This is a genomic window from Pseudomonas sp. ARP3 (assembly GCF_001029595.1).
In the GTDB taxonomy this organism is placed as follows: domain Bacteria; phylum Pseudomonadota; class Gammaproteobacteria; order Pseudomonadales; family Pseudomonadaceae; genus Aquipseudomonas; species Aquipseudomonas rhodesiae.
The window spans coordinates 1-12,017 of sequence record NZ_LEKF01000007.1 but is presented as its reverse complement, the minus strand read 5'-3'; the positions used below and the strand labels follow the sequence as shown (position 1 = coordinate 12,017).

Here is a 12,017-nt window from a genome sequence, read left to right as displayed (position 1 = left end):
ACCTTTTGAACCCGAGGCCCCCTATGCGCGCATCCCGATTCAAACCTTTGACCGCCCTGGCCCTGACCGCCGTGTGCGGCGCCTGCCTGCCGAGCCTGGCCCACGCCGCCGCGCCAGCCGCCGGCAAAGTGTTCAAGGACTGCAAGGACTGCCCGGAAATGGTGGTGCTGCCCGCCGGCACCTTCACCATGGGCACGCCGGCAGATGAAGTCGGCCGCGAGCCGGACGAAGGCCCGATGCACGAAGTGACCTTTGCCAAGCCGTTCGCCATGAGCCGCTTCCAGATCACTGCCGGCGAATGGGACAGCTACGTGCGCCAGACCGGCGTAAAGATCGCCGACGGCGACACTCGCCCCGGCCGCGAATGTATCGCCAGCAAGCCGCGCTATCCCCAGGGCCCACGCCAGCCGGCGGTGTGCATGGACATGGACGATATAAAAAACTACGTGGCCTGGCTGTCGAAGAAGACCGGCCAGCAGTACCACATGGTCAGCGAGGCCCAGCGCGAGTACGCCGCCCGCGCCGGCTCCACCGGGCCATTCCCCTTCCCGTTCGATGCGGGCAAGGACTACAGCATCGCCGAACACGCCAATACCTACGGCCCGGCGGACGGCTACAGCTATTCCTCGCCTGTGGGCAGCTACCCACCGAATGCGTTTGGCCTGTACGACATGCACGGCAATGTCTACGAACGCGTGGCCGATTGCGAACACCCCAACTACATCGGCGCACCTACCGACGGCAGCGCCTGGGTTGAACCGAACTGCGAGTCTTACCAGATCCGTGGCAATGACTGGGGCGAAGCACCGGTGTTCTCACGCTCGGGCAACCGCAACAATATCTACCCGCAGACACGCGGGGATTGGATTGGGTTCAGGGTCGTGCGCGACCTCTGATTGGGTTGTGGTGAAAGGACTTGCGGTGGTGAGCGGGCTTGTCCTGCGCTGGGCTGCGAAGCGGTCCCGCTCCAGACAATATGGTTTATCTGGTAAACCGAGGTGCCTGGGTTTGGGGCCGCTTCGCGCCCCAGCGCAGGACAAGCCCGCTCACCACAACCGCACTCTCGCAAGCTTAGCCACGACGGCGCATGCCCCCGATCCGTTGTAGTGAGCAGGCTTGTCCTGCGCTGGGCTGCGAAGCGGCCCCGCTCCAGACAATGTGATTTATCTGGTAAACCGAGGCGCCTGGGTTTGGGGCCGCTTCGCGCCCCGGCGCGGGGCAAGCCCGCTCACCACAACCACACACTCGCAAGCTTAGCCACGACAGTACATGCCCACGACCCGTTGTAGTGAGCAGGCTTGTCCTGCGCTGGGCTGCGAAGCGGCCCCGCTCCAGACAATGTGATTTATCTGGTAAACCGAGGTGCCTGGGTTTGGGGCCGCTTCGCGCCCCGGCGCGGGGCAAGCCCGCTCACCACAACCACACTCTCGCAAGCTTAGCCACGACGGTACATGCCCACGACCCGTTGTAGTGAGCAGGCTTGTCCTGCGCTGGGCTGCGAAGCGGCCTCGCTCCAGACAATGTGATTTATCTGGTAAACCGAGGTGCCTGGTTTTGGGGCCGCTTTGCGCCCCAGCGCGGGGCAAGCCCGCTCACCACAACCACACACTCGCAAGCTTAGCCACGACGGTACATGCCCCCGATCCGTTGTAGTGAGCAGGCTTGTCCTGCGCTGGGCTGCGAAGCGGCCTCGCTCCAGACAATGTGATTTATCTGGTAAACCGAGGTGCCTGGGTTTGGGGCCGCTTCGCGCCCCAGCGCGGGGCAAGCCCGCTCACCACAACCGCACTCTCGCAAGCTTAGCCACGACGGTACATGCCCACGACCCGTTGTGGTGAGCAGGCTTGTCCTGCGCTGGGCTGCGAAGCGGCCCTAAAACCAGGCGACTGTTTTTGCCTGACCCACCGCAGTGTCGGCAGGGGGACGCTTCGCGCCCAGGCGCGGGGCAAGCCCGCTCACTACAGAAGCCTCAAATTTTAGGGTTGGCTTTGTTTGGCCAGGCGCTCCAGCCCTTCATGCAAGGCCGGGAACAGGCTGTTGTTGAAGTTGTTCCAGCGCAGTTCGAGGATGGTGTCGTCCGCTGCGATGTCGGTGTTGAGCACGTCATGGAACACTTCGCCGGAGTCGATGCCATTGTCCACGTAGTGGAACGAAGCGCCGGTGCGGTACAGCGGCTCGCATGGCTGGGTTGCCTTGGTCGTCCAATCCACCACCGCTTGGCCACGGGCGCCGTACAGCGCGTTCCAGGTGGCGTAGGCGCCACGGCGCTCGTAGGGCGAGTCGATGCGAGTGATCCCAGGGTGAATGTTCATGATCCGACGGGCAAACGGCGCACCCGGCCGTACCAGTTCATCGAGGATCACCAGCAGGCCGTCGAGCACCACGATATCCGCCTTCAATTCCACCAGCGTGTCATGCAAACGACGCTCGAAGTCCTGCTTGCCGGCGATGTGTTCGGCACTGCCCCGTGGCAGGCGGCGGTAGGTGGACGGCACGCTCAGCAGCAAATCGTTGACCAGCGTGCCCTGCACCCGCAGGTCAGCCGGGTACAGCCACTGGCGACCCGGCTGGTAGGCAAAGCCATAATCGGCCACCAGTTGCTGATCCCGAGGGTTCTGCTCATCGTCGTCATACACCACGCCTACCAGGTGATAAGCCTCGCCCAATGGCGTGTCGTTGAGCGACCCCACCAGAAACTCCAGCACCGACTTCATATAGCGCTGGTGATCCTTGTAGGCCACCGGCTGCCCGGCCTTATCGGCGGCGGCGTTTCTCAGGGACCACACGTACACCAGATTCTTCTTCGTCATTGTTTCGCTCTCGCTGAAGGGATCACGCACCGCGCGGCTACGCGTGCGCCTACACAACAAGAACGAACCAGCTCCCGGGCAATTTATCCGCCGCCTTCACCGCCAGGCGCACCAGGCTAAATCGTCACGGCGATGCTTCGTTTGTCATGGGTAAGGGTCTGTGTGCCCAGCCCCCTCTTTTCACTTTCCGGGAAGTACTTATGACCGACCCCAAGCGCGGCGCCTTCAACGGTCTGCTCGCATTGCTCAGGCCCTTTCGCACCATCGTCACGGTCTCCGTGGCCCTGGGCATGGCTGGCGGCCTGGCCATCACGTTGCTGCTGGCGACGATCAACAACGCTCTGCACTCGCCCCAAGGCATGACCCAGGGGGTGATCCTGACTTTTGCTGCGTTATGCGTGTTGGCGTTGGTCAGTTCGATCGTGTCGGATATCGGCACCAACTTTGTCGGTCAACGCATTATTGCGGCGCTGCGCAAGGAGTTGGGCGAGAAAGTGCTGTCGGCGCCTATCGAACAAATCGAGCGCTACCGCACCCATAAGCTGATCCCGGTGCTGACTCACGACGTCGATACCATCAGCGATTTTTCCTTTTCTTTCACGCCCCTGGCCATCGCTACTACGGTGACCCTCGGATGCCTGGGCTACCTGGCGTACCTGTCGGTGCCCATGTTCCTGATCATGGTCGTGGCGATTGTGATCGGCACCGCCGTGCAGTACGCGGCGCGTTCTGCGGGCATCCAGGGTTTTGAAGCGGCCCGTGACCAGGAAGACGAGTTGCAGCGTTATTACACCGCCATCGCTTCGGGCGCCAAGGAGTTGCGCATCCACCGCCCCCGTCGCTACCGGATGAATACCCATCGCATCCAGGCGACCGCCGACCGCATCGGTGATATCCAGATCCGCTCGGTGAACATCTTCATCGTCGCCAAAACGTTCGGCTCGATGCTGTTCTTCGTGGTCATCGGTCTGGCGCTGGCGTTCCAAGCCTATTACCCCAGCCCTGACCCGGCCGTGATCACCGGTTTCGTCCTGGTTTTGCTGTACATGAAAGGCCCGCTGGAACACGTAGTGACCGCACTACCGATCGTCAGCCGTGCGCAGATCGCGTTCTCGCGTATCGCTGAACTGTCCGAGCGGTTCTCATCCCCTGAGCCCCATCTGCTGCTCGAAGACAGCGAGGCGCCAAAACCGGTGGTGCACAGCCTGGAACTGCGTGGGGTGAGCTACAGCCCGCCGCCGGTGGACGGCAGCGAACCGTTCCATCTGGGCCCGATCGACCTGAGCATCAAGCAAGGCGATATCGTATTTATTGTCGGCGAAAACGGCTGCGGCAAGACCACGCTGATCAAATTGCTGCTGGGGCTGTACACCCCGCAATCCGGCGAAATCCACCTCAATGGCCAACCCGTTAGCGCCACGAGCCGTGATGATTACCGCCAACTGTTCACCACGGTGTTCGCGGACTATTACCTGTTCGATGATCTCGTTCAGGGCGGAGGGAAAACCTCGCTGGATAGCGCAGCCCAATACCTGGAGCGCCTGGAAATCGCGCATAAGGTCACGATCAAAGACGGTGCGTTCAGTACCACCGACCTCTCCACCGGCCAACGCAAGCGCCTGGCACTGGTCAACGCATGGCTGGAAGAACGCCCAGTGCTGGTGTTCGACGAATGGGCCGCCGACCAGGACCCGGCCTTCCGTCGCATCTTCTATACCGAGCTGCTGCCGGACCTCAAACGCCTGGGCAAAACCATCGTCGTGATCAGCCATGACGACCGCTATTTCGACATCGCCGACCAGTTGGTGCGACTGCGCGCGGGCCAGGTGGTGCATGAACGGGAGCTGGCGTGAATTTTTTTTCCGGTTTCTGCAGGTAGGAACGTCTCACTACTGTTAATGAGAACTAACCTCAATAAAATCAAACTGCCCACCTAAAACATAGAAGAGAACGCCCCATGTCTGCACGACTCGGTCTGAGCCCCTTGAGTAAAGCGCTATCCATGCGAAGGGCCCTGCATGTCAACCTCAAGCCCAGCGCGCTCGCGCTTGCGGTGTCGCTGCCTCTTGCCGGTTATGTTCAAGCCCAGGCGCTTGAGATCAATATTCCTGCACAACCGTTGGGGACGGCGCTGCAGGAATTTGGTCGCCAGACCAATATGCAAGTGTTGTACAGCCCGACGGACGTCCAGAACAAAAGCAGCGCCACAGTCAAGGGTAAGCTCGCACCGGAACAGGCCATCGCCGCGCTGCTCAAAGGTTCGGGGATAAACTACAGCTTGCAGGGCAACGCCATAACCATCAGCGCCAACAGCAGCTCCAGTACCCTGGAGCTGGGTGCGACCCAGGTCAACGCGAACCAGTTGGGTACGGTCACCGAAGGCACCGGTTCCTACACCCCAGGCACCATTGCGACCGCCACGCGCATGGTCCTCACCCCCCGACAAACGCCGCAATCGATCTCGGTGGTTACCCGCCAGGCCATGGATGACTTCGGGCTGACCGGCATCGACAACGTGATGCGCCATACACCGGGCATCACCGTCTCGACTTACGACAGTGAACGCACCAACTATTATTCGCGCGGTTTTGCCATCCAGAACTTCCAGTACGATGGCATTCCAATGACCCGTAACGCGCCCTACTCGGCCGGGCAGACCCTGACCGATATGTCCATCTACGACCGGGTCGAAGTGCTCAAAGGCGCAACCGGCCTGCTCACCGGCGCTGGCGGCCCCGGCGGCACCATCAACCTGGTGCGCAAAAAACCTACTGCGCAGTTCCAGGGGCATGTGGAGCTGGGCGCGGGATCGTGGGACAAATACCGCTCGGAAATCGACGTCAGCGGCCCCTTGACCGAGACCGGTAACGTGCGAGGTCGCGCCGTGGCTGCGTACCAGGACGAGCACTCGTTCATGGACCACTATCAGCGTAAAACCAGCGTGTTCTACGGCATTCTTGAAGTCGACCTGGATGAAGACACCCTGCTCACGGTAGGCGCCGATTACCAGGACAACGACCCCCAAGGCTCCAGCTGGTCCGGCAGCAGTCCTGTGTATGACTCGGCAGGCAACCCGATCACCTTGCCGCGCTCCTTCAACAATGGCGCGAAATGGAGCAAGTGGGAGCAATACTCGCGCACCGCGTTCGCCACGCTGGAACACACCTTCAGCAACGGCTGGGTCGCCAAAGGGCAGTACAACCACCAGATCAACGGCTACAACGCTCCCCTGGGCTCCCTGGCCTCACCGAATCCGACCACCGGGCTGTCTTCGGTCTATGGCCAAAAGTACACCGGTGAAACCGTCAGCGACAGCGGTGATATGTACCTGACCGGCCCATTCAGCATGCTCGGGCGCGAACACGAGCTGGTGATCGGCTCGTCCATCTCGTCGTCCCATTGGGTTGGCAAGGACTACTACAGTGCGACATACACCAATAACGTCATTGACTTCTACAACTGGAATGGCGACAGCATTGAGCCGAACTGGGGCGATGTCGGTTTCAAAAACGACGAAACCACCCGCCAATCCGGCGTGTACATGACCGGCCGTTTCAGCCTGACCGATGACTTGCACCTGTTGCTCGGCACGCGTATCGCCAACTATCAGGTCACGGGTACCAGCGATACCAAGGACACCGGCAAAGTCATTCCCTATGCCGGCCTGACCTATGATCTGGACGACAACTACTCCCTCTACGCCAGCTACACCGAGATCTACCTGCCGCAAACGGCGTATCGGGACGCGAGCAACAAAATGCTGGAGCCGGATGAAGGCACCAACTACGAGATCGGTCTCAAGGGCGAGTTCTACGAGGGCCGCCTGAACGCCAGCCTGGCTTACTTCGAAGTGCATGAGGAAAACCGCGCGGAATTCGACAGCACCGCCGATAAGTCCCTGGTCGACAACCCCTACAAGGGCATCACCGCCAAGACCAAAGGCTATGAAGCGGAAATCTCCGGCGAACTTGCACCTGGCTGGCAATTGCAGGCCGGATACACCCATAAGATCATTCGCGACCAGAGCGGTACGAAGGTGTCCACGTGGGAACCGGAAGATCAGGTCAACTTCTACACCACCTACAAGCTTACCGGCCCCTGGGACAAACTCACCCTGGGCGGTGGCGCGCGCTGGCAGGGTGAGGGTTGGCAGTACCTGAACAACCGCCCGAAAAGGACCACCGACAAATTCTCGCAGGACCCGTACTGGCTGGTGGACGTAATGGCACGCTACCAAGTGACCGACAATGTGTCCGCCACCCTCAACGTCAACAACCTGTTCGATAAGAAGTACTACACCAACATCGGCTTCTATAACTCCTCGTACTACGGTGACCCACGCAACGTCATGCTGACCACGCGCTGGAGCTTCTAACTCGGCCGTAATAAAAAAGCCCCTGGCCATTTATGTGGCCAGGGGCTTTTGTTTGCCTGGGGCATTAGCCCATGACTGATGCAAAACTGCCGACAAACTGAGGGTTATCGACAATCCGGTCGTGAGTCGTGTCGATCAGCGTCGACTGGGTGATCCCCGCCGCGCCGATGACGGCCCGCATACTGGACTCAATCAGCTCACGATGCTGCCCGCCCTTGCTGCGCGATGCCCACCAGCAAGCGATGGGGGCTTTGATCGGCGCATAGTCGGCGTCCTGCAACCTGAGGTCCAGCAAGCGTTTCACCTCCCAGGACACCTGCGCTTCACTGCCCTCCAGCAACTCATGCCGCAAGCTTTCGTAGGCAGTGCCCAAGGTGCGTTGCGCCCAGCTATCCACCCTCGCCCACCGCTGCGTATCGTCACCCTCGTCTCTGCTGCCCAGCCACACGGCGTGGAGCTGTTCGGCATGGTGCGGAAATAGCACACCGAGCATCTCGGCGCGTTGCTCGCTGACGGACACCACGCGCTCTTCGGCGGCGGTTTGTGCATCCCAGAACCCGGCGACGCGGTACGGCGGCGGCGCATCGATCCAACCCACGCAAGCCACTTCACGACCGGCCTGTTCCAGACGATAAGCCACCTCCATCGCCAGATTCCCCCCCAGCGACCAACCTGCCAGACGGAAAGCGCCCTGAGGTTGTGCCCCCAACAGTTGAGCGGTGTAATCCTCAACCATGCTTGTCCAGGACGGGACTTCGCCGCCCTCTTGCGCCAGCGCGCGGCAGATCACCCCGATCACCGGTCGCTGGTCACGCAGTGCCAGGGCAATCGCTTTGTAGCAATGCACCGAACCGTAACTGGGGTGGAACACAAACAATGGCGTGCCCGGCGCGCCGCTGTTAAGTGGCACGAGCAAATCGCTGCGGGTGCTGCCGTGCAGGCTGTCGACTTGCCCCTGCACCGTGGGGTTGAGCATCAACTGGGCCACCGATACGCTGACCCCGGTTGCGGCACGGATGCGCTCCTTGAGCAACAACACCAGCAGGGAGTGACCGCCCAGTTCGAAGAAATTATCGCGCAGGCCCACCCGTGGCACGCCCAAGAGATCGGACCAGATAGCCGCCAGTTGTTGCTCGTGCACGCTCTGCGGCGCCAAGTAGGCGGCCTGTTGTGGGGCATCGGGCGTGGGCAGGGCCTTGCGGTCCAACTTGCCATTGGGGCTTAACGGCATGCGGTCGAGCACCACCCATTGCCCAGGCACCATGAAGTCCGGCAGATGCCGCGCCAGATGCGCACTGAGCGCATCGCGCCAGCCCTCGACCGCGTCGTGCAGCACCACGTAGGCCACCAGGTGCTTACCTTCCAAGACTTGCACACTCGCCGCACGCACCCATTGGTGCTCCAGCACACGCGCCTCGATTTCGCCCAGTTCGATGCGCAAGCCACGCAGCTTGACCTGGTGATCCAGGCGCCCCAGGTATTCAATCACCCCGTCAGAGCGCTGGCGTACCCGATCACCACTGCGGTACAGCCGCGCACCGGCATGAAACGGGCACGGCACAAACCGTTCGGCAGTCAGTGCCGGTCGTTGATGGTAGCTGCGCGCCAGTCCGACGCCGCCCAGGTACAACTCACCCGACACGCCCGCCGGCACCGGCATCAATTGCGCATCGAGCACATACGTGGCCAGGTTGGCTATCGGCCGGCCGATGGGCACGCTGTCGCAGTCTTCGGCGACACAGGTCCAGTGGGTCACGTCGATGGCCGCTTCGGTCGGGCCATACAGGTTATACAGCCCGGCCCAGGGCAGTTTAGCGAAGACCTGCTGCTGCACATCCACCGGTAACGCCTCGCCACTGCACACGATGCGGCGCAGACTCTGGCAGCGGATGACGCCTGGGTCTTGTACAAACGCCTGCAGCATCGACGGCACAAAATGCAATGTGGTGACCTGATGGCGATCGATCAGGCCGATCAAGCGCTCGGGATCGCGGTGATCGCCTGGCGCGGCAACCACCAGCTGTGCGCCGGTCATCAATGGCCAGAAGAACTCCCACACCGATACGTCGAAGCTGAACGGCGTCTTCTGCAACACCGCATCGCGGGCGTCCAGGCAGTAGGTATCCTGCATCCAGCACAAGCGATTGGTCAGCGCGCCATGACGGTTGCCGGCCCCCTTGGGTTTGCCGGTAGAGCCGGACGTATAGATCACATAGGCCAGGTGCTCGCCGTCCAAAGCGACATTAGGATTGGCATCACTGAGCACATCGAGCCTTTCCTCATCCAGCAGCAGCACCTCAAGACCTGCGGGTATCGGCAGTGCTTGCAGCACCTGCGTCTGGGTCAACAGCAACTTCACCGCACTGTCGTGCAGCATGTAGGCCAGGCGTTCGCGCGGGTACTCCGGGTCCAGCGGCACATAGGCGCCCCCGGCCTTGAGCACGGCCAGCAGTCCCACCACCATCTCGACGCAGCGCTCTACCGCCAGCCCCACCAGCACATCCGGGCCAACTCCCAACGCTATCAAGCGATGTGCCAGGCGGTTGGCACGCCGATTAAGCTCGGCGTAGCTCAAGGATTGCTCGGCAAAATACAGCGCCGGCGCTTCGGGGGTGCGCTCGACCTGCGTCTCGATCAAGTGATGCACGCAGCGGTGCAGAGGGTAAGCCTGGGCGGTGGCGTTCCAACCGTGGACGATGCGGTGTCGCTCATCGCGGTCGAGCATCTCCAATTCACCAATCGGTTGCCGTGCATCTTGGGCCATGCCCTGCAATAGATGCTGCCAGTGCATGGCCATGCGCTGCACGGTTGGCCCGTCGAACAGGTCCGTGGCGTAGGTCAGCGCGGCCCAGATACCGTCGGCGGACTCGCGGGTGTCCAGACTCAGGTCGAACTGCGCGGTGCGGCTCTGCCACTCCAGGCTTTCGACCTGCAGCAGCCCCGGCGACTGGGCGCTGCCGGCTTTGCGAGTATCGGCCTGGTGGTTGAACATCACTTGGAACAAGGGGTTATGGCTGAGGTTGCGCTCCGGCTGCAAGGCCAGCACCAATTGTTCGAAAGGCAGGTCCTGATGCGCCTGAGCCTCCAGCGCACGGGCCCGCACTTGCTGCAATAACGTGGACACTGACATCTGCCCGTCGATATCCGCCCTGATCACTTGGGTGTTCACAAAAAAGCCGATCAAGCGTTCGGTTTCGACACGATTGCGGTTGGCCGTCGGCACCCCGATGCGGATATCCGGCTGGCCGCTGTAGCGATACATCAGCACTTGGAACGAGGCCAGCAACAGCATGAATATCGTCACGCCTTCGCGCTGCGCCAGGTCGCGCAGCGCCGCCACCAGGCCCGCCGGCAACGCAATGTCCAGGCTCGCGCCACGGTGACTTTGCAGCAGCGGGCGGGCATGATCGAACGGCAGCGCCAATACCGGCTGCTCGCCCCCCAGGCGACCGCGCCAGTAATCCAGTTGGCGATCCTGTTCGCCGGCCTCCATCCACGCCCGCTGCCACAAGGCGTAATCGGCATACTGGATCGGTAAGGCGGGTAATTGCGCCTCATACCCCTGGGCGTACGCGGCATATAACTGCACCAGTTCCTCGACCATGATCTGCATCGAGTGCCCATCCGACACGACATGGTGCTGAACCAACACCAGCACATGCTCTTGCGCGTCAAGACGCATCAAGGCGACGCGCAGCAACGGACCGTTCTGCAAATCGAAGGGCTGGGCGATCAGCGCGTCCAACCGGTCGGTCACCTGGGCCTGGTCAATCTCCATCGATTGAATCCGCACTGTGGCCCGTGGGTCGACCACCTGCACCCGACGCTCGCCGTCCTGGCGCAGGCAGGTACGCAGGGTTTCGTGGCGGGCAACCAGGCTATCGAAGCTGCGCTGCAATGCCGCGACGTCCAATGGCCCACGCAAGCGCAGCGCCGTGGGCAGGTGATAAGCGGCGCTGTCGGGCTCCAACTGCCAGATAAACCACTGCCGCTCCTGAGCGTAGGACAGCAGCAACTGCGGCGCCTCATCGCGGGTCACTGGAATCGGTAAGTTGGCGGGCGAGACATCCTCGGCGAGCATCTTTTGCAGGTAGACCCGACGCTGTTCCAGCGGCAAGCCGATAAACCGTTTGACGATGCGTTGTGCAACCTGAGTGTCCATCAAAACGGCTCCATATCATCAAACAGCGCATCGAGACGGCTGAGTTTGTCTTGCGTCACCGCACCGCCCTGCCCTTCAAGGTGCGCCGCCAGGCGCCGTACATCCGGGTGCTGGAAAATATCCTGCGGTGAAGGTCGCAGGCCCAGTTCAAGCTGCATACGCGAAATAACGTTGATCACCAGCAAGGAATGCCCGCCCAGTTCAAAGAAGTTGTCATTAAGGCCCACGCGCTCGACTTCCAGCACCTGCGCCCAGATCGCCGCAATCTGCTGCTCCAGCTCGCTTTGCGGCGCTTCATAAACACTGGACGGCTGGCCCGCATCGGCCTTGGGCAGCGCCTTGCGATCCAACTTGCCGTTGGGACTCAACGGCATCTGCTCCAGCAGTACCCACTGCGCCGGCACCATGTAATCCGGCAGGTGTTCGGCCAGGTGCGCACCGAGCACCTCGCGCCAGTCGTCTCTGGCATGGTGCAGCACCAGGTAACCCACCAAGTACTTGCCGTCCACCGCCAGCACCGCCGCTTCACGGACCTGCTCGTGTTCCAGCAACCGCGCTTCGATCTCGCCCAGCTCGATGCGCAGGCCGCGCAGCTTGACCTGATGGTCGATACGCCCGGCGTATTCGATCACTCCGTCTTCGCGGTAGCGCGCCAGGTCGCCGGTGCGGT

At 61.7% G+C, this 12,017-nt stretch carries 6 protein-coding genes; 3 read left to right on the top strand and 3 right to left on the bottom strand.

Going from position 1 to position 12,017, the window contains the following annotated elements; translation table 11 throughout:
- The first annotated feature begins 23 nt into the window (after positions 1 to 23).
- On the top strand, positions 24 to 896 hold the full coding sequence (locus ABX75_RS10485) for a formylglycine-generating enzyme family protein (protein ID WP_047881889.1): 873 nt from the start codon (positions 24 to 26) through the stop codon (positions 894 to 896).
- Between the two features lie 1,080 nt (positions 897 to 1,976).
- Here ABX75_RS10485 and ABX75_RS10475 read toward each other — a convergent pair.
- Complete coding sequence (locus tag ABX75_RS10475; protein ID WP_034096975.1) at positions 1,977 to 2,810, bottom strand: N(5)-hydroxyornithine transformylase PvdF; 834 nt, start codon at positions 2,808 to 2,810, stop codon at positions 1,977 to 1,979.
- A 200-nt stretch (positions 2,811 to 3,010) separates the two neighbouring features.
- On the opposite strand from ABX75_RS10475, the gene ABX75_RS10470 reads away from it, so the two are divergent.
- Both ABX75_RS10470 and ABX75_RS10465 read left to right on the top strand, forming a co-directional pair.
- Positions 3,011 to 4,663 (top strand): cyclic peptide export ABC transporter, encoded by a 1,653-nt coding sequence (locus tag ABX75_RS10470; RefSeq protein ID WP_034096974.1) that lies wholly within the window; start codon positions 3,011 to 3,013, stop codon positions 4,661 to 4,663.
- A gap of 104 nt (positions 4,664 to 4,767) precedes the next feature.
- Positions 4,768 to 7,185 carry a TonB-dependent siderophore receptor gene (locus tag ABX75_RS10465; protein ID WP_034096973.1) on the top strand — a complete coding sequence of 806 codons (2,418 nt, stop codon included), beginning with the start codon at positions 4,768 to 4,770 and terminating at the stop codon, positions 7,183 to 7,185.
- Between the two features lie 64 nt (positions 7,186 to 7,249).
- Here ABX75_RS10465 and ABX75_RS10460 read toward each other — a convergent pair whose 3' ends face one another.
- Both ABX75_RS10460 and ABX75_RS10455 read right to left on the bottom strand, forming a co-directional pair.
- Entirely contained in the window at positions 7,250 to 11,347 is a 4,098-nt protein-coding gene (locus ABX75_RS10460) for an amino acid adenylation domain-containing protein (protein ID WP_053060080.1), read from the bottom strand.
- Positions 11,347 to 12,017: phosphopantetheine-binding protein (locus tag ABX75_RS10455; protein ID WP_047881886.1), on the bottom strand; the 671-nt coding region annotated here is incomplete at its 5' end. The genes ABX75_RS10460 and ABX75_RS10455, both read right to left, overlap by 1 nt.

Excerpts from the sequence above, each read along its gene's own strand:
- ABX75_RS10475 (WP_034096975.1), bottom strand. The coding sequence starts at position 2,810 with ATGACGAAGAAGAATCTGGTGTACGTGTGGTCCCTGAGAAACGCCGCC.
- ABX75_RS10460 (WP_053060080.1), bottom strand. The coding sequence starts at position 11,347 with ATGGACACTCAGGTTGCACAACGCATCGTCAAACGGTTTATCGGCTTG.
- ABX75_RS10465 (WP_034096973.1), top strand. The coding sequence starts at position 4,768 with ATGTCTGCACGACTCGGTCTGAGCCCCTTGAGTAAAGCGCTATCCATG.
- ABX75_RS10470 (WP_034096974.1), top strand. The coding sequence starts at position 3,011 with ATGACCGACCCCAAGCGCGGCGCCTTCAACGGTCTGCTCGCATTGCTC.
- ABX75_RS10485 (WP_047881889.1), top strand. The coding sequence starts at position 24 with ATGCGCGCATCCCGATTCAAACCTTTGACCGCCCTGGCCCTGACCGCC.